At 38.2% G+C, this 24074-nt stretch carries 19 protein-coding genes; 13 read left to right on the top strand and 6 right to left on the bottom strand.

Features of this window, described 5'->3' with window-relative positions; genetic code table 11:
- Positions 1–5: 5 nt before the first annotated feature.
- From E1750_RS12090 to E1750_RS12030, 13 genes are all read left to right on the top strand, one after another.
- Positions 6–2549: a glycoside hydrolase family 2 protein gene (locus E1750_RS12090; RefSeq protein WP_133277025.1), complete on the top strand. Its 2544-nt coding sequence runs from the start codon at positions 6–8 to the stop codon at positions 2547–2549.
- Between the two features lie 10 nt (positions 2550–2559).
- Positions 2560–3111, top strand: coding sequence for a cupin domain-containing protein (locus E1750_RS12085; RefSeq protein WP_165698042.1), 552 nt, complete (start codon positions 2560–2562; stop codon positions 3109–3111).
- Between the two features lie 13 nt (positions 3112–3124).
- Positions 3125–3559 (top strand): hypothetical protein, encoded by a 435-nt coding sequence (locus E1750_RS12080; RefSeq protein WP_133277023.1) that lies wholly within the window; start codon positions 3125–3127, stop codon positions 3557–3559.
- A gap of 15 nt (positions 3560–3574) precedes the next feature.
- Positions 3575–5095 carry a glycoside hydrolase 5 family protein gene (locus tag E1750_RS12075; RefSeq protein WP_133277022.1) on the top strand — a complete coding sequence of 507 codons (1521 nt, stop codon included), beginning with the start codon at positions 3575–3577 and terminating at the stop codon, positions 5093–5095.
- A gap of 1 nt (position 5096) precedes the next feature.
- On the top strand, positions 5097–6083 hold the full coding sequence (gene mgrA, locus E1750_RS12070; protein ID WP_133277021.1) for an L-glyceraldehyde 3-phosphate reductase: 987 nt from the start codon (positions 5097–5099) through the stop codon (positions 6081–6083).
- Between the two features lie 73 nt (positions 6084–6156).
- On the top strand, positions 6157–7866 hold the full coding sequence (locus tag E1750_RS12065) for a cellulase family glycosylhydrolase (protein ID WP_133277020.1): 1710 nt from the start codon (positions 6157–6159) through the stop codon (positions 7864–7866).
- Entirely contained in the window at positions 7863–8504 is a 642-nt protein-coding gene (locus tag E1750_RS12060) for a hypothetical protein (protein ID WP_133277019.1), read from the top strand. Before E1750_RS12065 ends, E1750_RS12060 begins: the two co-directional genes overlap by 4 nt.
- Positions 8505–8542: 38 nt before the next feature.
- Positions 8543–9541 (top strand): Gfo/Idh/MocA family protein, encoded by a 999-nt coding sequence (locus E1750_RS12055; protein WP_133277018.1) that lies wholly within the window; start codon positions 8543–8545, stop codon positions 9539–9541.
- 11 nt (positions 9542–9552) lie between these two features.
- Positions 9553–11280 (top strand): glycosyl hydrolase, encoded by a 1728-nt coding sequence (locus E1750_RS12050; protein ID WP_133277017.1) that lies wholly within the window; start codon positions 9553–9555, stop codon positions 11278–11280.
- A 19-nt stretch (positions 11281–11299) separates the two neighbouring features.
- On the top strand, positions 11300–12451 hold the full coding sequence (locus E1750_RS12045) for a glycoside hydrolase family 26 protein (RefSeq protein ID WP_133277016.1): 1152 nt from the start codon (positions 11300–11302) through the stop codon (positions 12449–12451).
- Between the two features lie 16 nt (positions 12452–12467).
- Positions 12468–13634: a glycoside hydrolase family 130 protein gene (locus E1750_RS12040; protein WP_133277015.1), complete on the top strand. Its 1167-nt coding sequence runs from the start codon at positions 12468–12470 to the stop codon at positions 13632–13634.
- A gap of 25 nt (positions 13635–13659) precedes the next feature.
- Positions 13660–15081, top strand: a complete 1422-nt coding sequence (locus E1750_RS12035; protein ID WP_133277014.1) for an MFS transporter — start codon at positions 13660–13662, stop codon at positions 15079–15081.
- On the top strand, positions 15071–16261 hold the full coding sequence (locus E1750_RS12030; protein WP_133277013.1) for an AGE family epimerase/isomerase: 1191 nt from the start codon (positions 15071–15073) through the stop codon (positions 16259–16261). Before E1750_RS12035 ends, E1750_RS12030 begins: the two co-directional genes overlap by 11 nt.
- Positions 16262–16668: 407 nt before the next feature.
- On the opposite strand, the gene E1750_RS12025 is transcribed toward E1750_RS12030, so the two are convergent.
- The 6 genes from E1750_RS12025 to E1750_RS12000 all read right to left on the bottom strand — a co-directional run bounded on the left by E1750_RS12025 (position 16669) and on the right by E1750_RS12000 (position 24046).
- Complete coding sequence (locus E1750_RS12025; protein ID WP_133277012.1) at positions 16669–17106, bottom strand: hypothetical protein; 438 nt, start codon at positions 17104–17106, stop codon at positions 16669–16671.
- Positions 17107–17232: 126 nt separating this feature from the next.
- Positions 17233–19452, bottom strand: a complete 2220-nt coding sequence (locus E1750_RS12020) for a TonB-dependent receptor (RefSeq protein WP_133277011.1) — start codon at positions 19450–19452, stop codon at positions 17233–17235.
- A 65-nt stretch (positions 19453–19517) separates the two neighbouring features.
- Complete coding sequence (locus E1750_RS12015) at positions 19518–19868, bottom strand: hypothetical protein (protein WP_133277010.1); 351 nt, start codon at positions 19866–19868, stop codon at positions 19518–19520.
- An 88-nt stretch (positions 19869–19956) separates the two neighbouring features.
- Positions 19957–20946, bottom strand: coding sequence for an aspartate-semialdehyde dehydrogenase (locus E1750_RS12010; protein WP_133277009.1), 990 nt, complete (start codon positions 20944–20946; stop codon positions 19957–19959).
- Between the two features lie 163 nt (positions 20947–21109).
- A complete protein-coding gene (mscL, locus tag E1750_RS12005; RefSeq protein ID WP_133277008.1) occupies positions 21110–21538 on the bottom strand; it encodes a large-conductance mechanosensitive channel protein MscL in 429 nt (142 codons plus the stop codon).
- A gap of 51 nt (positions 21539–21589) precedes the next feature.
- Positions 21590–24046, bottom strand: a complete 2457-nt coding sequence (locus tag E1750_RS12000) for a bifunctional UDP-N-acetylmuramoyl-tripeptide:D-alanyl-D-alanine ligase/alanine racemase (RefSeq protein WP_133277007.1) — start codon at positions 24044–24046, stop codon at positions 21590–21592.
- Between the last annotated feature and the right edge of the window lie 28 nt (positions 24047–24074).

Here is a 24074-nt window from a genome sequence, read left to right as displayed (position 1 = left end):
TTGAAATGTTATTTCTTAAACCATATCAATTCATAATGCTATTTATGGCTGTAGGGGCATTCGCGTCGAACGATATTAGCCTCAATGGGAATGACTGGCGCCTGCAGCAAGCTCAATTTGTTTATCAAAGTGGAGAGCAGCTATCACTTCCAACCTATAATGATTCGAATTGGTTACCAGCCAAAGTACCCGGCACAGTACTCGAACCTTATATCAATGCAGGCTTTTTTCCTGACCCGTTTTTTGCGGATAATATGAATGCGATTCCTGATGCTTTTTTTTCGGGCAATGACTTTTGGTATCGGAAAAACATAACAAGTATAACTTTTAAAAAAAACAAACGATATTTTATTGAATTTAAAGGAATCAATTGGAAGTCCGATATCTATTTCAACGGAAAATTAGTGGGTAGTATCGAAGGTGCTTTTCAACGTGCCAGTTTTGAAATTAGCGGACTTTTAAATCCCAATGGCCAGAACGCTTTGGCTGTGCTGGTGCATCATATTGAAAATTGGCAACCCGGAAAAGGAAAGCTAACCAAAAAATATTTAGGGGCACCAACAACCAATGGAGATGTTTCAGGACTTGACAGCCCCGCTTTTCTTGCCGCTTCAGGCTGGAATTGGCTTCCCATTGTGCGAGGCCGCAATACAGGAATTTGGAATGATGTCACTTTAACCGAATGCGAAAATGTGAGCGTAAAAGATCCTTGGATAAGCTCTGAACTGAATTTGCCGGACACAACAAAAGCGGCTTTGACAGTGAGAACATCTCTAAAAAATCATTCCGACAAAGTGGTAACAGGCACACTTAAAATCGAATTTGACAAAGTAAGTTTGGTTTATCCAATAACACTGAACCCCGGAGAATTAAAACCTATTGAACTGTTACCAACTAAGTTTAAAGAATTAACTATTCGAAATCCAAAGCTTTGGTGGCCCAACGGATATGGCGATCAAAACCTGTACAAAGCAAAAATTAGCTTTATTCAAAACAATACGGTATCCGACTTACAGGAGTTTAATTTCGGAATCCGTAAAATAACTTCCGAAGTAAAAAATAATATTCTGTTTTTGTATTGTAATGGGGTGCGAATTTTGGTCAGAGGAGGCAATTGGGGATTGCCCGAAGCCATGCTGCGCTGTGATTCTGAAGGGTACGATCTAAGAGTTCGTCTTCACAAGGAAGCCAATTTTAATATGATTCGAAATTGGGTGGGGCAAACAGGGCACGACCATTTTTACCAAGCTTGCGATAAATATGGAATACTGATCTGGGACGATTTCTGGCTTGCCAATCCTGTTGATGGCCCTACGCCGAAAGACACAACTATGTTTATGAATAATGTTCGTGATAAAATTAAATGGGTCCGAAAACATCCCTCTGTAGCACTCTACTGCGGCAGAAACGAAGGGCTTCCACCAGCCGAATTGGACGCTGCGATGAAAGAAGCAACTAAATTATTGGATGGCACAAGGTTATATCTTTCTGAATCGGCCGATGGTGTGGTTACTGGTTTAGGACCTTATGATCTGCGTCCTATTCCGTGGTATTTCGAAAATCGTGGGCAAACTTTTCATAGCGAATTGGGAATAATTGCCTTTCCAGAGGTAGAAAGTATGAAGAGAATGTTGCCGGAAAATAAACTCTGGCCTATCAACGATATGTGGGCGATACACGATTATCAGTGGGGACGTTCCGAAAAATTCACAAAAACCATCGAATCGCGTTTTGGTATTCCAACCGATGTCGCTGATTATTCCCGTAGAGCTCAGCTGCTCAATTACGAATCGGCAAAAGCGATGTTTGAATGTCTGCAAAGCAATCAAGGCAGTGGTGTTTTGTTATGGATGAGTCAGGCTGCTTGGCCATCAATGATTTGTCAGTTGTACGATCATTATTTTGAATATACAGCTTCCTATTTTGCGGTCAAAAAAGCATGTCGTCCAATTCACGTTCTATTCGACCCTCGAAACAATGAAATTCGGTTGGCTAACAATACCGCTGATGCATTAAAAAAGGTAAAAGTAAAAGCCATTTTATGTGATAAAAATGGAAACAAAATTTCTGAGCAAGAGGGAATTATCGCTTGTAACTCAGGCACAGCAAAAACTTGCTTTAAATTGATATCCTACGAGAACAAGGAAATTCATTTTCTGAAATTAGAAGCAAAAATAAACGATAAAGAAATCCTAGATAATTTCTATTGGCTCGAAAATAAAGAAAGTAATTGTTTGGATTTGAACACAATACCTGAAGCTGAAATAAGCATACAAAATGAAATTATAAGTGATGGGGAAACGGTGGTGGTCAATGTCAATTTGGAGAACAATACCCCTAATGTATCCTTATTGAATAAACTGAAAGTGAAAAACAATAAAGGGGAAAGTGTGTTGCCTGTTTTTTTTAGCGACAATTATATTTCGTTGTTACCGGGCGAAAAACGGAGTATTCGTTTGAATTTTGATAAGAAGAGTTCGGGCTCAGCCTATCTGCTTGTAGAGGGCTGGAATCATGATCCACGGCTACAAAAATTGTTTGACAATTAAATTTAAAAAAATGAATAAGATCATCTTTGCCTCCATAGCAGGTATTTTTTTAGGTATTGGAATTACTTACTTTACGCTAAATACGACCAAGAATACAAAAACTGAAGATCCATTAGAATCTAAGATTGTCTTTTCTACCCAACCCAACCAAACCGCTGGATACTACTTTCCAACTCACGACAATCTTTTGGTGATGGATCGATCCAATGCTGAGGTTTCAGAAGCATTTATTGTTCAAATTGCCCCAAATAAATATACACACCGGCATGTTCACGACGATACCGAACAACTTTTTTATATTATCTCAGGCAAAGGAAAATTAACCCTAGAACGCTTAGGCAAAAAAGAAGTTTTTGATTTGTTGCCTTCCAATTTTGTGCACATTCCGCGCAATTGCTACCACCAAACATTTAGCCAAGAAAATGATACTTTAAAATATTTAGCGATCGATTGTTTTCCAAAAGGGTGTAACCCAAATGAACCAAGTTGGGATTCGCATGCAAGGGCCGTCTGCAAAATGAACGATTGGAACTATGATGAAGCCCGAAAAAAGAAAATCTAAAAGAAGAATCAAAATGAAAGAAAATAGTATGAAACAATTATTGGAGACCATTGAATCCTTAATCCCACACTACTCCAGCAATCCACTTGATGCTTTTGCTAAGGGCAATGTAGCCCTTTGTGTCATTGACGAACAGGGCTGCGTACAAGGCAAAATTTGGGGCGATGATAAGTTAATGGGGCGCAATTTTTATAAAAATGCTTGGATCAAAGCCAGCCAAGTTTGGATTACAGGCATGAAAACTGGCGAATACGAGAAAAAACTCTATAACGATGAATTTGACGAAGAACGATTCGGAATAGGCAAACCCGATCTGATAGGTTGGGAAGGTGGACAGCCCATTACACTCAAAGACGGATCGAAACTATTCGTAGGTTTCAGTGGTTTTAGAGGCGAAAATGATTTAGATATCGTTACAAAAGCCATCAGTATAATAGAACATAATTGATATAAAATAAACAATATGGATACGCAAAAACACAAACTAAAATCAGTACTTGTAACGGCCCTATTGATACTTGGGACTTTAGCTGATTTTTCTCAGATCACTGCCCAAAATGCGGCTTGGCCCATTATTACCCGTAAGGGCGACAAACTATACGAAGGCACCAAAGTATTTCGATTTATGGGACTGGCAGCACCAAATATTCAGCAAAATGAATCACAAATACGCCTTGACCGCTCGAACCGATTTCCAGACGAATATGAAATTCGCGATTTACTCGATGGCATTCGTCGATTAGGAGGAAGAGCCACTCGAACATTTTCTCTTTCTATATATTCCCCCCTCGATAATGGAATGCCGGTTTACATCGAAGGACATCGCAAGTACAATGAAGAAGCTTTTCGTTGTTTAGACCGCATCATTGCACTAAGTCATGAATATGATGTCAGGTTGATTATACCGTTTATCGCTTCGCAAACCTTCGGTGGTATTCGTGGAGTAGATGAGTTTTCGGCCATTGCAGGCAAACCCAAAGGGGCATTCTGGACTGACGAAGAGCAAAAAGCCGATTTTCGACATTTTTTAGATTTTTTATTGAACCGTAAAAACACTGTCAACGGAATTATCTACAAAAATGACCCTGCTATCCTAGCTTGGCAATTAGGGAACGAATTTGGAAGTTATCCCGGAGATAGAGGTCTGAAATACGACGAATGGGCACCTAAAATCCTGGATTGGAGCCTTGAAATGGCAGCCTATATTAAAAAAGTAGATCCGAATCACTTAATAATGGAGGCTGGTGGTGCCGACCGCGAAAAACTTATTGCCGACGCCAATATTGATATTATTAGTGATCACTTGTATGAATATTGGAATCGTCTGGGCGGAAATCCATGGCAATTGGCACCAATTGCAAAAGAATCCTATGCAAAAACTAAAGGTCGAAAACCATTGATGATTGACGAATTTGGTTTAGGCTCAACCGAAAATATCCGAGAACTAATGGAAACGATTCGTCAAACCGAAATTGTAGGTGGATTGATGTGGAGCATTCGAAGTCATCGACGTGATGGAGGCTGGTATTATCACAACGAAGGCGGAACAACAGTCAATTCGTTCCACGTTCCAGGGTTTTCTGCTGGATTTGTTTACGATGAAGTTCGACTACTCGACTTACTTCGCAAAGAGTCGTACCTAATCAGAGGAATACCCACACCGGCGCTACAAAAACCAGCTCCAGCTCCAATATTATTTGTACAAAAGGACGGTTTTACTTGGCGTGGCGCTACGGGTGCAGGATATTATGTTATAGAACGAGCGGACACTACCAAAGGGCCCTGGAAATTGCTTGCTACGGGTTTAGAAGACTCGGTATTGGCCGATGTGGTCAAATTTGAACCTTCGCCCGGAGCTTCAGAACCATTGGTTTTGTATGTCGATGAAACTGCCGAAAAAGGCAAAACGTATTTTTATCGCATTAAAGGGGTTAATGTAACAGGGGAATCGGATTATTCACCCATTTTAAAAATAATAAAATAATATGTACCAAGCAAATTCAGATCGATACAACGAAATGCAATACCGCAGATGTGGAACGAGTGGGCTGAAATTATCGGCACTTTCCCTCGGATTGTGGCATAACTTTGGCGATGTAGATACTTTTGCCAACTATCAAAAAATAATTTGTAAAGCCTTCGATTTGGGAATAACTCATTTCGATTTAGCCAATAATTATGGCCCTCCACCTGGTTCAGCCGAATCTAATTTTGGAAAAATCCTGCAGCAAGATTTAAAATCCTACCGTGATGAATTGATTATTTCAACCAAAGCCGGATACGATATGTGGCCAGGTCCTTACGGAGATTGGGGCTCACGCAAATACGTATTGGCCAGTTTGGATCAAAGCTTGAAACGGATGCAATTGGATTATGTAGATATTTTTTATTCCCATCGTCCCGACCCTGAAACTCCGCTTGAAGAAACGATGGGCGCATTGGATTATGCCGTTCGTAGCGGAAAAGCATTGTACGCAGGCATTTCTAATTATCCAGCTGATCTAGCCGCTCGCGCTGCCGATATCCTAAAAAAAATGGGGACGCCATGCTTGATCCACCAGCCTAAATATTCGATGTTCGAACGTTGGGCAGAAAATGGATTACTGGACGTAGTGGAAGAAAAAGGAATGGGATGTATTGCCTTTTCGCCTTTGGCACAAGGTTTATTGACCAATAAATACCTCAAAGAAATACCAGAGAATTCCAGAGCGCATAAAGCTCATGGCGCATTGCAAACCGGACAAATAACACCCGAAATTATTAGTAAAATAAATGCCTTAAACGAAATGGCAAAAGAGCGAAATCAATCTTTGGCTCAAATGGCAATTGTTTGGTTGTTGAAAGACGAGCGCGTAACCTCCGTTTTGATTGGCGCTAGTAGTGCGGACCAATTGGTGGACAATGTTCGTTCACTTGGAAATATGAATTTTGATAGAATAGAGTTGGAACATATTGAAGCCATTTTGAATTAATACTTTTTAGATATTACTTATTTAAGAATTATTTCTAAACATCCTTATTAAATTATTTAATAAAACCATACCGATGAAAAACAAGCTTTTTATAATCACATTCTTAGTTTTTTCTGTGGTCGTGAAGGCGCAGATTCAGGAGGTAACTATACTCAATAAAGAAGTAATTCAATACCAAAAAACCGAATGGGACATTCGACTCCTCGCGACATTTGTGAATCCTTTCGATTTCAGTGAAATTAGTCTCGATATGATCTTGACTGCTCCAACGGGAGAAAAGTTGGTATTGCCTTGTTTTTTCGTTTCAGGAAAAAGTGGTAGTCCATCGCTTTGGAAAGCACGATTTACCCCACGCGAAAAAGGAAAGTACAGCTATCATTTCGAACTCAAGAAAGCTTCGGCTGAAGTATTCTCCTCGCAAATTAACACATTCAATGTAAAACCATCCAAAGCAAAGGGCTTCTTAAATACGAATAATTTATGGACATTTAAATATGACAATGGCACTTTGTTTCGCGGTATTGGCGAAAATATTTGCTGGGAGTCACGCGATGATGATGATTCAAAATACTTCAAGAAACTACACGAAGATAAGCGCTTCAATTACAACTTTATGTTGAAGAAATTGGCAGCAAACGGAGGTAATTTCTTTAGAACCTGGATGATTTACTGGAATTTACCCGTGGACTGGAAAAAAGTACAAAACAACAGTCGCTATCAGAATAGCGATTCCTATTTCAACGAGAGTGGTATGAAACGTATGGATGAGTTGGTGCAACTTTGCGATTCTCTAGGAATACATATGATGTTAGCTCTAGAAAGCCACGTTGGGCTTATGGGGTCAGGATGGGAAACAAGTAATTATAATATTGCCAACGGAGGATTTGCAAAAACACCTACAGAATTTTTTGCATTGCCTGCTGCTCGTGCGCAATACAAAAACAAACTGAGGTTAATGGTAGCGCGTTACGGTTACAGTCCATCTGTTGGTGCTTGGGAATTTTTCAACGAAGTCGACAATGCTATGTATAATGGTGGTCCCGACAATCAAATTCCGGCTGATGTGGTTACCAATTGGCATAACGAAATGAGTACGTTTTTAAAATCAATTGACCCTTATAAGCATATCGTAGCGACTAGCGTTTCCCATCGAGATATTCCGGGAATGAATGACTTGAAAAACATAGATATCAACCAACGCCATATGTATAAAAACACATCAGGAATTCCAGCTACAATTCTCGAATATACGGCTAAACACAACAAGCCCTACGTTATTGGCGAAGCAGGATTTGAGTGGGATTGGAGTAAGGATTTCAACGCCATAGCCCCCGAAATGGATGCTGATTTTCGTCGTGCGTTGTGGCTTGGTTTATTCAGCCCAACACCGGTATTACCTATGAGTTGGTGGTGGGAGTTTTTCGAAAACCGGGGTATGATGTCTTATTTTGAAATGGTCAAAAAAGTGAATGATCAGATGATTTCGGACGGAAAAGGAGAATTCGAAATCGTAAATATTAAATCATTAGAAAATGGTTTAGAAATATATGGAGTTCGTTGCGGAAAAACAACCTATGTTTATGTTTATAATTCCGCCTCAACCAAAAAACAGCTTCAATTCCAGAATATGAATTGGAACAAAATAAAAGGCAATTTGGAACTTCTAGATACGGATTTAAAGAAATACAGTAGCGAAAAATTTAGTGTTTCATCTGAAAAAGTATTTATGATAGACACTGTATTGATTGCTCCCAAACAAGAATTAGTAATACGAATCAAATGATAGCAAAAAAAAATATTTTTCTAATACTACTGATTTTTGGGACTTTATCAGCCTTTTCTCAAAAGCAAAAGTTGATGATTTCTAATTTCGAAAACAAACCTTCAACTACCAATTGGTGGCGCGATAACGAGAACGTAAAATTCATTTATGATGAAACTAAATCAAGTCAACATTCCAATAAATCTAAAGTATCGCTGCACGTACGTTGGGACGCTGTGCCTCAAAACAGACCTTTTGCTTGGTTTACAGATTTAAAAGCCGACACCTTAGCGGTAGAGGGAATGGAAAAAACGTGGATGAATTTCAAAGAGAAAACCTGGATGTCTTTTTGGTGTAAAGCGGGTGAAGGAGACACCATAATGCTGCACTATCTAGTATTGAGCAAAGGCCATAAATCCAAATGGGGAGCCACAAAAATGATTCCACTCACATCCAAAGAATGGCAGTTTGTAAAAATAAAGTTCAGTGACTTGACCTATGAGAATTGGGGCGTACTAAAAGCGGATTTCAATCTGACCGGCGATGAACCAAAGTGTTTTGAAGTAGGCCTAAGAATAGGTTCCACTTCTCCCAAGGGTTTTGTCGAAGCTTGGTTTGATGACATTCAGTTGACCAATTACGAGCCATTTGAAGAGTAGAATTGTTTAAACGTTCTCTGGAAAACATAAAATTTAACATGAAAAAATTACGATTAGGAATAGTAGGTACCGGATTTATAACGGATTATCATTATCAAGCCTTTCGAAAAAACAGAAATGCAGACATTAGGGGCATGTGCCATACCTATCAGAGAAATCATCCTCAATACAAGCAGAAACAGGAATCCCTCATTGAAAAATGCAAGGGTTTAGAAATGAGAGCTTATAGTGATTTTGATGAATTGGTTTCAGACCCCCATATCGATGCGCTCATTATCAGCAGTATCAATTCGCTGCATTTTGAACAGATTGTCGCTGCCATTAATAATAGAAAACATGTACTAGCGGATAAGCCTGTGGTTACCGATGTGAATCAACTTGAAGCCATTGAACAGCTCAGTGAGGAGAAAGGTATTACGATATTTCCAGCACATAATTTTGTGTATTCCAAAGCCATTCAAAAAGCGAAAGAGTGCATCGAGACTGGGAAAATAGGGCAAATTATACACGCCTCATTCATTTCTTCGCATACTATTTCTACTGAACATATTCAGGGATGGAGATCCGATAGCGAATTGAGCAAAGGCGGTGCCATGTTCGATAGTGGTCATCATTTACTGTATCAATGTTTGTATTTATTAGGCAAACCAACAAAGATCTCTAGTTTTAAATCGAGAACGGTTTTGAAAAATATGGATTGCGAAGACAGTATGCAACTCAGTGTGCAATTTGGCAATGGCGCTATGGCAGTACTGATGCAATCCTGGGCAACCGACCACGCAAAGATGATCAATGGCATCCGCATTTTAGGTACGTACGGGAGCATCGTTCTCACAGATGCCCTCTATTTTAATGATAAAAAAATATTGAAAAAAAATGACTATTTAGAATCTTTTATGAACCTATCAAAAGCGTTTACCGATACCATTTTGAAAAAAGCACCACCACTATCCGATTTAAATACTGTTCGAGAAATTTTAGAAATTACCAAAAAAGCATATCAAATTGCTGAGACTGAATCCGTAAGAATTATATAAATGATATCACTATGAAACCACTACACTATTTTAAAATTGCATTACTATTCGTTTTATTTGTAACCGTAACCATCGGATGCAGTAAATCCGAAGAAGTCGATAACTCCGACAAAACCGCGCCTAGTTTAGTTTCTAGTTCGCCTACAAATGCCGAAGCCAACGTTCCTATTGCTTCCAGTATTGTCATTGTTTTTTCAGAAAATATTATCTTGAAATCCAATGCAGTACTAACCTTAAATAATGTACCTGTTACCGCTTCGGTCAATCTGAGAAACCTCCAAATTTCAACCAAATTAGCCAATGCCACAGATTATACATTGTTAATACCGGCAAACGCCATAAGTGATGAAGCGGGTAATTTTACCAAAAGCATCACTTTAACCTTCAAAACTGCAGCCGCGGTGGTTCCGGTAGGTAAAATATTTGAAGCCGAGAATGCTCAACTGACCAATGGCGCTGCCATCGAAACAACAATTGCTAATTTTTCTGGAACGGGTTATGTAAATACCAACGCGGGCGATGTCACATTCAGTATTCAAATTGATGATGATGGATATTACGATGTGGATCTACGATTTGCAGCCACGTATAGCGACAAAGCCAACAGTATTTTTGTAGACAATCAAAAGTATGCCTCTATATTGTTTCCAATGCAATCCTTTTGGGGCTCGATTAGTGCCGGTAAATTTTATTTTAAAAAAGGATTGCACACCATTGCAATAATTAAAGATTGGGGCTATGTTCAAATCGATTATTTGAAAATTAATCGTGATGTAGTTGGTCCGGTTCCTTTTGCAATAGCTCCAGCCTTAGTAACACCAGCTCCCTCATCACAAGCGTCAAAAATGTATAATTTTCTAAAAGATAACTTTGGCACTAAAACTATTTCGGCAACAATGGCCAATCATAGTACCAATATAGACGAGGCCATTTGGGTCAATTCACAAACTGGAAAGTGGCCTGCCATGGTTGGATTCGATTTTATCGACCACACGGCGCCTACACAATCTTGGGTCAAATATGATGCTCCTTTTGAATTGAGTAAGGATTGGTGGAACAACAACGGTTTGGTTACTTTGATGTGGCATTGGCGCGATCCTCTCAATAAAACAGGCGGATTTTACACCAAAGATACCAACTTCGATGTTTCGAAAATTTCAGATAAAAGTTCGAATGAATACAAAGCTATGATTGCCGACATTGATGTAATAGCGGTGTATTTGAAACAATTTCAAGCTGCAAATATTCCTGTATTATGGCGCCCGTTGCACGAAGCTTCAGGAAGATGGTTTTGGTGGGGGGCCAAAGGGGCCAATCCCTGCAAAGAATTATGGATAACGATGTTCGATAGACTGGTAAACTACCATAAAATAAATAATTTGATTTGGGTTTGGACTTCCGATGCCGATGTCAGTGCGTCAAGTTGGTATCCTGGTGATAATTATGTCGATGTGATTGGTATGGATATTTACGCAGGAGAAAATCAACATTCATCACAATATGTTGCTTTCAATAAAGTGCGTGAGTTTTCAAACGGTAAAAAAATAATTGCGCTCAGTGAGTGCGGTTCTGTGCCTGATCCTGCATTAATGAAAGAGTACGGCGATATGTGGTCCTGGTTTATGCCTTGGAACGCCGATTTTACCAGAGCCGACAAATACAATGGCGCCACTTGGTGGAACAAATATTTCAGCTACGATTATGTGATAACACGCGACAAAATGCCATCACTCAAATAAAAATTCATAATCAAGTACGATGAACTATTTTAAAAAACAAATCCTTCAAATCACTTTTAGTTTTTTGTTAAGTATTAATTTCTTAGTTGCCCAAAAATCGGCAGAACAGCCATTAACTATGGTCGATCAAAAGGCTACAAAAGCTACAAAAGCAGTGTTCAGCAATATGTTTAGCGCATCCAAAAAAGGGATAATGCTGGGGCATCAAGACGATGCTGCCTATGGGCGGGAGTGGTACAACCTTCCCGGTCGTTCGGATGTGAAAGAAACAGCAGGCGACTATCCCGCTGTAGTAGGCTGGGAGTTAGCCGATGTCGAGTTGGGTGCACAACGCAATATTGATTCAGTGTATTTCAGCAACATGAAAAATTTAATTCGTCAGGTACACGAACGGGGTAGCATCAATACCATCAGTTGGCACGCCAACAATATTGTAACGGGAAAATCGGCTTGGGATTGCAAACAAGATTCAGTGGTCAGGAGCATACTCAAGGGCGGCTCAAATCACGAACGTTTTCTGAAATACCTCGATAAAGTAGCTGATTTTTTTCAAGATCTAAAGGACAAGAATGGCGAGCCTATCCCAGTTATTTTTCGAATGTTTCACGAACATACCGGAGCATGGTTTTGGTGGGGAGCCAAACAATGTACACCTGATGAATACATTGCTTTATATCAAATGACTGTTGGATATTTGCGTGATGTTAAGCAAGTACACAACCTGATTTATGCCTTTTCTCCAGCCGAAATTACTAGCGAAGCACAATTTTTAAGCCGTTTTCCGGGGAAAGAATGGGTAGATATCGTCGGTTTTGACACCTATTGTCCGGATTCAACGGCAAAAGTGGTCTGGTATAAAGAAACGGTGACAACGGGATTGAAGGTGATTACCAAATACGCTTCGGACAACCAAAAGATAGCCATTTTAGCCGAAACAGGACAAGAAGGAATTCAAGTAAAAAACTACTTCACCGAGATTTTGCTTCCCCTGATTAAAGATTACAATTTAAGTTATGTTTTGTTGTGGCGCAATGCTTTTAATATTAAAAAACATTATTACATACCCTATCCCAATCATCCTGAAGCTAGTGACTTTATCCGTTTTACCAAAGACAAACACATACTGTTGAGCCAAGAAGCGGCAAAATTAGAATTATATAAAAACCAATAAAACATACCCTATTACAATGAAAACATTTGATCAAAAAAAGAATTTACTTTCGGCAAAACACGAATCCTTAATCCAAAAAATAAATACTGCATCAACGGACGGAAATGGTGTATATGAGCGGTATTCGAATCCAATTATAACTCCAGAACATATTCCGCTGAATTGGCGATACGATTTTAATCCAGAAACCAATCCGTATTTACTCGAAAGAATAGGCGTTAATGCTACATTAAACGCTGGCGCGATGAAATGGCAAGATAAATACTTGGTCGTAGTACGCGTCGAAGGCAATGACAGGAAATCCTATTTTGCCATTGCGGAAAGCGAAACCGGTATTGATAATTTTCGTTTTTGGGACGAGCCAATAACTTTACCAGAAACCGAAGACCCCGACACCAATGTGTATGATATGCGTCTCACGGCACACGAAGATGGCTGGATTTACGGCATATTCTGTAGCGAACGCAAAGACCCTGCAGCTCCAGCTGGCGATTTATCTTCTGCAGTAGCAACAGCAGGTATCGTTCGTACCAAAGATTTGAAAAATTGGGAACGCTTACCCGACCTTAAAACAAAAAGTCAACAGCGCAATGTTGTCCTTCATCCTGAATTTGTCGATGGTAAATATGCGCTTTATACCCGCCCACAAGATGGATTTATCGATACAGGTAGCGGAGGTGGAATTGGTTGGGCTTTAACAAATGATATGACTTGTGCCGCAGTCGAAGAAGAAATAATTATCAACCATCGCTATTATCATACCATCAAAGAATTGAAAAATGGTGAAGGACCACATCCAATAAAAACCGCCAAGGGATGGTTACATTTAGCTCACGGAGTTCGAAACTGTGCAGCTGGACTTCGTTATGTTTTATACCTCTACCTGACTGATTTGAAAGATCCTTCAAAACTAATTGCTGAACCCGCTGGGTTTTTTATGGCTCCTCAAAATGAAGAGCGAGTTGGCGATGTGTCCAATGTGCTATTTAGTAATGGCTGGATTGCCGATGAAGATGGCAAAGTTTTTATTTATTATGCATCGTCGGATACACGCTTGCATGTCGCAACTTCTACTATTGATATTCTACTTGATTATGTACAAAATACACCAGCCGATGGATTTCGTAGTTATACCTCTGTTCAAGCCATCAAAAACCTCATTACAAGTAACAATGTCATTTGAATTTTAAAACCTTAAATCACAGAAAATGATACAATTAAAAGAGAAAATTGGGTATGGATTCGGAGATATGGCTTCGTCTATGTTTTGGAAACTATTTGGCATGTATTTACTTATTTTTTATACGGATGTTTACGGACTTCCGGCTGCTGTTGTGGGAACTATGTTTCTTATTACCAGAATATGGGATTCGCTTTTCGACCCGATTGTAGGGATAATAGCAGACCGAACACAAACCAAATGGGGGAAATTTAGACCCTACTTATTATTCACTGCTGTTCCTTTTGGACTTATTGGAGTACTTACATTTACCACTCCGGACCTAGATTATACGGGAAAAGTGGTTTATGCCTACATTATGTATTCATTGATGATGATGATTTATTCTATGATCAATGTTCCTTACGCCTCTCTATTGGGTGTAATGTCGGCAAAACCTTCGGAGCGAAATATACTGTCAACTTATCGGATGGCTTTTGCCTACATAGGCAGTTTTGTTGCCTTATTGCTGATTGAACCCTTAGTAGAAATTTTTAGCAAAATAGGAAATAAAGCAGAGCCCGATTTACAATTAGGCTGGCAATTGGCTGTTGCTGTTATTGCGGTGATTTGTGTTACACTTTTTCTGCTTAGTTTCTTATGGACAACAGAAAGGGTTCAGCCAATAAAAGAAGAAAAAACACCCCTTAAAACCGATTTGAAAGACTTATTAAAAAACAGACCTTGGTGGATTTTATTGGGGGCGGGTATTTCGGCGCTTATTTTCAACTCCATTCGAGATGGTGCGACGGTCTATTATTTCAAATACTTTATTCAGGATGTAGATGCCTTTAAAATTGGCGCTTTGGGAACCACCATTACACTTACTTCCTTGTATTTGGTTTTGGGTCAAGCTGCAAATATTGTGGGCGTTGTTTTGGCAGCTCCTGTATCCAATCGAATTGGGAAAAAAAACACCTATTTGGGCGCGATGGTTTTGGCGACTATTTTGAGTATCCTTTTTTTCTGGTTTGGAAGAACCAATTTGACAAGTATTTATGTTTTTCAATTCTTAATAAGTGTATGTGCAGGTAGTATCTTCCCTATTTTATGGTCGATGTATGCCGATTGTGCCGATTATTCAGAGCTTACAACTGGAAACCGCGCTACTGGATTGATTTTCTCTTCCTCCTCGATGTCTCAGAAATTTGGTTGGACAATAGGTGGAGCTTTAACAGGTTGGTTGTTGGGGTACTATGGATTTAAGGCCAATGTAGTCCAAACCGTCGAAGCACAAACGGGTATCCGTATGATGCTGAGTTTTTTACCAGCAATAGGTACAGTATTGTCGGTAGTATTTATTTCTTTTTACCCACTGAGTGAAAAGCGAATGAAAAGCATTACGGCCGAACTCGAACAAAAAAGAATCTCAAATAGTTCAAACGAATCAATTGCAAATAATGACAACTAATTTACAGCAACTTAAAGCCGAAGTTGAAAATGAATTAATTACCAATATTCTTCCCTTTTGGATGAATAGGATGCCTGATGATGTAAATGGAGGGTTTTATGGACAAGTAACTGCCGAAAATAAAGTGGTACGTAATGCTCCAAAAGGGGGTATTCTCAATAGTCGGATTCTATGGACATTTTCGGCTGCATATAGGCTTACAAGTAAGCCTGAATACAAAGAAATAGCAGACCGAGCCAAGGAGTATCTTATTACAAAATTTATTGACCAAACCTACGGTGGGGTTTACTGGCAATTAAATGCAGCCGGGATTCCCACCGATACCAAAAAACAGATGTATAATTTGGGCTTTGCTATTTATGGTTTGAGTGAATATTATAGAGCAACTCAAGATTCATCGGCATTGGAAGAAGCTATTAAATTATTTGAGCTGATTGAAAAATACAGTTTCGATACTTTAGATAATGGGTATTTTGAAGCATTTAAACGCGAATGGAATGAAATGGAAGACATGAGATTGAGCGAAAAAGATGCCAACGAAAAAAAAACGATGAACACGCATTTGCATATTTTGGAACCTTATACCAATTTATACCGCGTATGGAAATCGCCTGAATTGAAAGCAAAAATTGAGAATCTGATTCATATTTTTATCGAGAAAATACTGAATTCTGATAATCATCATCTTGGATTGTTTTTCGATGAAAAATGGAATCGCAAAGGCAATTCATTCAGTTACGGACACGATATTGAAGCGGCTTGGCTTATCCACGAGGCAGCTATTGAAATCGATAATAAACAATTACTTGAAAAAGTACGTGCTAAAGTACTGCCCATTGTAGATGCTGCTCTTGAGGGTTATCAATCTGACGGAAGTTTGGCTTATGAATTCGATGCCGAGATGCAGCATACCGATACCGAAAGCCATTGGTGGGTGCAAGCAGAAACTATGGTAGGCGCTTTCGATGCGTATCAATTAAGTGGCAATCAAAAATACCTGCAAGTTGTTTTTTCAACTTGGGAATATATAAAAGCCAATCTGGTTGATTGTGAAAATGGAGAATGGCATTGGAGCAGAATGCCAGATGGGAGTGTTCACCCAACACAAGACAAAGCGGGTTTCTGGAAATGCCCCTATCATAATGGGCGGATGTGTATGGAACTTATGATGCGGATTTAAATCAAATGCAGCGTTTACAATATGTCGATTGGTTCTTTCATCCGTAAAACCTTCTACTAAAAAATAAACTCCACGACGATTTCCTATGCATCCAAACTATTAATCAGGCAAAGATGATTTAGGCAAGACAAATTTAAATTTGTAGTAAAAAATATTTGTATTCGAACAAAAATCTGCTATCACTTATTTGTACTTAAATAATTTATCCAAACACAATGAATAGTGCGTTTTTATAAAGTATAATAACATATTCCAGTAGCCACTAAATCGGAAGTAAGTCTAATTTAAACAAAATGAGCCCGATTAAATATCGAGCTCATTATTATCAAAATTAATTATAAATTTGTCCAAACTTTTGGGTTCAGTCTAAAATTCTTTCAGGCATTTTTTATGGTTTTTTGCAGTTGTTATAATTTCACTGTCAATCCAATTCCCGGGGAAAACCCAGAAGCATTTCCTCCCGCGAGTTCTAAATAGACACCCCATTTGTCATTCCAAAAATAGCGTCCTCCAATCTGAAGCCCAAGATTAATATCGCTTTCATCTTTACCATTTTCGTCGCCGTTGTATATAGAATATCCCGCATTTAAACCTCCATATACATCCCAAGCATCGTCAGAAATGCCGAAAAGATTATCAAAATAATAATTTCCTTTCAATCCGAGATTAATCCAATCTAAATCCAAATTTGTCCCTGCGCCCAACGCAAGGGTGATATCCTTATGAACAGGAAATTCATAATTAGCTCCAATTAAACCGAAGTTTAACTCTTTTCGCGCTTGTCCAAAAACAGTTGCAAAATTCAGCAACAATGCAAAAACAAATAATAATGCAGTTTTTTTCATATGATTTTAAATTAAAAGGTTGTACACAAATATATTGATTTTTTTACAATTCAACTACTATAATTTATAAGGAAAACCAATTAAATTTCTTTTTAACTAATGCGGGTTAGAACTGAAGTTTTTCTTTTAAATATTAAAATTCAATCCCAAAACTACATTTCGTCCCATATTCGGAATACCATCCGTTTTGAATCGAGATAAATGGGCAATGTAAATTTTGTCAAGCAAATTATTGCCATTTACATTAATATCAAATGCGGTTTTTCCCAACCTGATTTTTCCGCCTAGACCAAGGTTTATAAGTGTATAACCATTCGATTTGGTCTCGAATCCGCTTACATTGTCTTGATTGAACGTGCTTGAAACATTCAAAGTCGCATAGCCATCTTCCAACCATTTTTTTATAGTAAACTCAGTTCTAATTGTGTTGTTCCAATTATTGGCAGGAATTAAAGGCAAATAATCACTCCCGAGACTTCGGGATTGTTTTTTGCCAGTAACGGTTTGAAAACTGGTTTCGTAATGCAACCAATCTAATGGATGCGGATGAAAATGCAATCCGATTTCGCCGCCAAATAGTTTCGCGTCATTTTGAATATATTCGAAAACGGCATTATTATCTATGATTTCTCCTGCCGGCGAAGTATAAATATAATTGTTAATGTGATTATAAAACCCATTTGCAAAAAATTCAAAATGACTGCTTTTGTATTCTAAATTCAGGTCGGTTTGCACATTTTGTTCCGTTTTCAAATCAGAATTTCCAACTTCATACCGATTGGTTCCTTCGTGAACACCGTTTGAAGTTAGTTCAGCCAAATTAGGTGCTCTAAATCCTGATGCTACGTTAAGCCGTAAAATAAAATCTTTAGTAATATTGGTTTTGTATCCCAAAGAGGCATTGAAACTATCAAATGACTTAGCGAGGGCTTCAAAAGACCCTTCCTCGCCCGAAATTCCGTGGGCTGTAGTTGAAATTTGTCTATTATCGAAACGCAATCCTGCTTGAATCACATTGGATTTCCATTCGTAATTTCCAGTTCCAAAAATTCCAAAATCATTGGTAGTTGCATCAGGAATCAAGTATTCTTCGCCAGAATTTTTATTGTTTTGACTCATTCCTTGTATTCCAATAATGGATTCAAACTTCCCAAATTTTGGTAAATAGTACTTTGCATCGTAATTGAAAGTTTTCAGATTCATTTGCAAAACTGCGACTTCACTGTCTTCGAATTCACTCCTATCATTGGCAATATAACCCAAATCAATATCTAGTTTTGATTTTTTGAAAAAGACAATAGTGTTCAAACTTAACAAATGATTGAAAACCCATTGTTTGGGATATTCCGTTGTTTTGCTCGTGGTTTGTTCAGCGATTCCTTCTTCAGGAATTCCTAAATCTAAATCATTATAATTGTACCGAAAAACACTTGAAAATTTAGAATTGCTGTAACCAATTCCAGTTTTGAAATCGGTTTCATTATAACGAGTATTGGTTACTCGATCTCCTTCTGCAATTTTATAATCGGAATGCGTGTTGTAGGTTCCACGTGCCAAAAATTTCCAGTTTTCGGTTGAAGTTTTCAGCCCTAAAGAGGAATTGCTTCCCAAAGTGTTGGTGAAAAATTTTTGACTAAAATCCGTTTTGAATGTGCCTGAATTTGCAAATTTTTCAGGGTTGAAATACAAAACACCACCCAAAGCATCTGATCCATAGAGCAAAGAGGCAGGGCCTTTGATGATCTCGACACTTTCGATTCCGGCATCGTTTAATCCCAATCCGTGCTCGTCACCAAATTGCTGATTTTCGATTCGAACTCCTTGCGAATAGACCAAAACACGGTTACCGCTCAAACCACGAATTACAGGTTTGCCGATTGAAGTTCCCGTAGAAACTTGCGAAACACCCGGAATTGTGGCTAAACTTTCAATTAAAGTAGCTGTTCCTTTTTTTTGTAATTCTTTAATTGTTGCATGTTCTACTTTAACTACATTTTGTGATTGAATTTTATTGAAAGCGGTCGAGACAATTATTTCATCTATCTGGAATTCAGTTTCTTCTAGTGAAATATCGAGTACCGTTTCTTTTTGTTGAACATTAATCGTTTTGTTTTGAGTTGCAAATCCAATGAATACAAAAGTTAGTTTTACAGTTCCAAGGGGTATGTTTGATAAGGTATATTTACCGTTCTCATTGGTCATTGTTCCTTTTTGCAGTTCGGGTGCATAAACAGAAACACCTATTATTGGTTGATTATTTGTGTCAGTTATTTTTCCTGAAACCGAATTTTGGCCGGAGACTATAGCCGTAAACCCCAGAATTAGGGCTATTATAATTTTTTTCATTTGAAATTATTTTATTGTTAAATACGAAATGCACAAAAACAAGTATGTCTTTGCACCAGAATAATTTATACAATAAAAGTTGGGGGAGCACGAAGCGCAAAAAGACTTCCTTTGAAGCGTTGGGTTATTTCTTTGGATTTGAAAAAAGAATATTCCGTGGCCAAAGTGGTTTTTTGGAATTGAAAATGCGGTGTTTCCGAAGCGACAAAGCTGCTTACAGAAAAATGGCATACAAAACAATAGTCAAATGCGTGGTGTTGATGCGTGATTTCTTGACTTGAGGTATATTTGTGGTGGCATTCTTTTTCGGAAAGTTGTTTCGCCAAATGTCCATAACTATGCACAAATTGAAACAGCATCGAGAACAATACCGCAACTGTTAAGAAAGCATTTGCTATGACAAATTGTTTTTTCATTTGCTGCAAATATAGAAATTGCAAATAAAAAATCCGATTCACTTTAACAATTTTAAAGTCAATCGGATTTTAAAAACAGTAAAAAGTATTACACCAAATTATGTGCTACCAAATATTGTGCAATTTGAATGGTGTTTGTTGCAGCTCCTTTTCTTAAGTTATCGGCTACAATCCACATATTTAATGTGTTGGCTTGACTTTCGTCACGACGAATTCTACCTACAAAAACATCATTTTTTCCTTCAGAATATCGTGGCATCGGATAGGTAAACGTATCTAAATTGTCCTGAACCACTATACCTTGGGTTTGACTCAAAATAGTTCTCACTTCATTCACATCAAAATCATTGCTGAACTGCACATTAACAGCTTCACTATGTCCGCCCACCACTGGTACACGAACAGCGGTTGCTGTTACTGCAACAGTAGTATCTCCCAATATTTTTTTGGTTTCATTCGAGAGTTTCATCTCTTCTTTGGTGTAACCATTGGCTTCAAAACTATCGCATTGTGGAATACAGTTGCGGTTGATTTTGTATTTGTACACCATATCACCTTCAATTCCTGCACATTCATTTTCGAATTGTTGTACCGCTTTTACACCCGTTCCAGTTATAGATTGGTAGGTTGAAACTACCACACGTTTGATGTTGTATTTTTTATGTAATGGAGCCAAAGCCAAAACCATTTGAATCGTAGAGCAATTCGGATTAGCAATGATTTTATCTTCCTTTGTTAGTTCGTTGGCATTGATTTCAGGCACGATTAGTTTTTTGGTTGGGTCCATTCTCCAAGCCGATGAATTGTCTATAACGGTTGTCCCGGCAGCAGCAAATTTTGGCGCCCAATCTAACGAAGTTTGACCTCCAGCCGAAAAAACGGCAATATCAGCTTTCATATCGACTGCAGTTTGTAAACCTACAACAGTGTGCTTTTGTCCTTTGAATTCGATTATTTTCCCAACTGATTTTTCTGAAGCAACAAGAATTAATTCGGTGTAAGGAAAATTTGTTTCTTCGATTACTTTTAACATTATTTCGCCAACCATTCCTGTGGCTCCTACAACTGCAAGTTTCATAGTATTGTGTTTAAATTTTATTTTATTTCGAGTGACAAAAGTAAGAAATAATAAAACACAAACAATCCCGCTCACAAAAAATAACAAATTGTTACATTTGTAACAAAAAAGAACCATTCGCCGCAGCGAATGGTTTAATTAGAATATATAATGTAGCGGAAATTTATTTTTTAAGCAAATCTCGAATTTGAGTCAATAATTCTTCTTGAGTAGGACCAGCAGGCGCTGCGGGAGCTTCTTCTTCTTTCTTTTTGGTTTTTTCATAAGCCTTTAAAACCATAAAAATACAAAAGCCAATAATCACAAAATCAAAAATGGTTTGAATAAAAGAACCATAATTTAGAGCTACTTCTGCCACAGCGGGCGCTTTTTCAACTCCATTTTCCATAACCGCCGGCACAGCATCTTGCAAAACGACTTTCAGATTTTTGAAATCGACTTTCCCCAAAAGCAGGCCAATAGGCGGCATCAACACATCATTCGTAAATGAGGTTACAATTTTCCCAAAAGCACCACCCACAATAACAGCTGTTGCCAAGTTTACTATTTCGCCTTTCATCAAGAAGGCTTTAAAATCGCTAACAAATCCCATAATTTTTTTTGTTTATTGGTTAATAACTAGTTACGAATATAAAACTTTTTTTTATTCTCTGAAAAAAATTCTTTTCACCCTTTGCGAAATACTAGTCAGAATTTCATACGGAATGGTTCGCAACTGTTCCGCGATCAGGGAAACACTAGGGCTTTCACCAAAAATAATGACAGAATCTCCTTCTTTGCAATTGATTTTTGTCACATCTACCATCAACATATCCATACAAATGCTGCCCACGATGGTTGCTTGTTGCTTATTAATCGTAACAAAACCAAGCCCATTGCCCCAATGTCTCGAAATTCCATCGGCATAACCAATAGGAATTGTGGCAATTTTTGTGGGTTTATCGGCAAGAAATCTTCTTCCGTAACCCACACTTTCACCCGCTTGAATCGTTCTGATTTGTGAAATAATCGATTTTAATGTTCCTACATTTTCCAAATATTTTTGTTCTTCAGCATCATTAGATATGCCATAAAGCCCAATCCCAAGGCGAACCATATCGTATTGCCCTTCTGGGAAATTACTAATCCCCGATGTGTTTAAGATATGGCGTATGGGTTTACTATTTAATGCGATCATCAATTTTGAGGATAACCTTTCGAATAAATCTATCTGCGAATGTGCAAATTCCTTATGTTCGATAGCATCACTTGTGGCCAAATGCGACAAAATACTTTTTACGCTCACGAAACTATTCCCTTTTAAAACGGTGATTAATTCCTCTAGATTTTCCTCTGAAAAACCCAATCGATGCATTCCCGTATCGAGTTTGATGTGAATGGGAAAATGTTTAAGTTTTCGTTTTTCGGCAATTTGCAAGAAAGCGTTCAAGCCTTTCAAGCTATAAATCTCAGGTTCTAAATTATATTGAATTATCGCTGAAAAGCTAGTGGTTTCAGGATTTAGCACCATTATCGGCAAAGTAATTCCAGCATTTTTCAAAGAAATTCCTTCATCGGCAAAAGCCACTCCTAAATAATCTACTTTGTGATGTTCCAGTAGTTTGGCTATTTCGAACCCACCGCTGCCATAACCAAAAGCTTTGACCATCGCCATCATTTTAGTCGTTGGTTTTAGTTTCGATTTGAAAAAACTCAAGTTGTGACTAATGGAATTTAGGTTGACTTCCAGCACCGTTTCGTGCGTTTTCTCCTCTAAGGCGGCAACGATTTCTTCAAATTGAAAATGTCTCGCTCCTTTGATTAGAATGGTTTCATTAGCAAAATTCAACTCCTTTAAATGCAGAAAGAAATCGGCGGTATTTCGATACGTGATGCAATTGGTAAATTGGCTTTTGAATTCCGAAATGGTTTCGCCTATACCAATTAGCCGGTGGATTTTGTTGGAGGTAATCAACTGCGAAACTTTGGCATACAATTCTTGATTGGACAACCCACTTTGAAAAATATCCGAAAGAATAACGGTTTTGGTTTGGTGTTGTTTTTGACTTTCCAAAAAGTCCAAGGCAATTTTGAGAGACTGAAAATCGCAACTATAACTATCGTCAATCAATGTAGTGTTGTTGATTCCGTTTTTGACTTTCAAACGCATTTCAACAGGATACAGCCATTCCATACGGTTTTGAATCGTTTTCTGGTCGTATTTAAAACTCAGCAAAACCATCAAACAAGTTACGGCATTTTCGATAGAAGCTTCGTCTTGAAATGGAATTTGGATTTCGAAATGATCTTTACCAGTACGAATTTGTAAAATAGTTTTGTCATCCATCGCTTTTTTGCTGACAAAAACATCGGCAGTTTCATCGGCAAAACTCCAAGAAAAAAGCACTCTGACCCCCAAAAGGGGAAATGACGATAGAATTAAATCAATATTTTTATTTTTTTGATAGATCAGCAGTTTGGAATGTTGGAAAAGTAGAAGTTTTTCCTTGATTTTTTTCTCCAAATCTTCAAATCCTTCATCGTGAGCCGAACCAATATTGGTCAGAATTCCAATGGTTGGCTGAATGATGGCCTCTAGTTTTTCCATTTCATTCATCTTCGAAATTCCAGCTTCAAAAAGGCCAAGATTGTGCATTTCGTTAATGGCTAGAACTGATAATGGAACGCCGACTTGCGAATTGTAACTTTTTGGGCTGCGGATAATGTTAAATTCCGGACTAAGAAGAAAATTCAACCATTCTTTGACGATGGTTTTTCCGTTGCTGCCCGTTAGTCCGATGACAGGAAATTTAAAAAGGCTTCGATGGTAGGCTGCATAGCGTTGCAAGGCATCCAAAGTATTTTCGACCACAAAAAAAGTGGCTTTATTGGCTAATTGTTCAGGAATATGGGAAACTACGAAGTTTTGAACGCCTTTGTCAATTAAGGCTTCAATATAAATGTGCGCGTCATTATTGGGACCAACAAGCGCAAAAAACAAGGTGTTTTTATTATTTTGCAACGAACGACTGTCGATGGAAATAGTTTCGATAGAGCCGTTATAGTCTCCAAACCTTTTGGCGTGAAGAATTTTTTCGATATTTGAGATAGATAAAGTCATTTTAAGAAAATTTAAAAATTGTCAAACA

Origin of the sequence: Flavobacterium nackdongense (assembly GCF_004355225.1) — a bacterium.
GTDB classification, from domain to species: Bacteria; Bacteroidota; Bacteroidia; order Flavobacteriales; family Flavobacteriaceae; genus Flavobacterium; species Flavobacterium nackdongense.
This window is presented reverse-complemented; position numbering and strand designations above follow the sequence as displayed.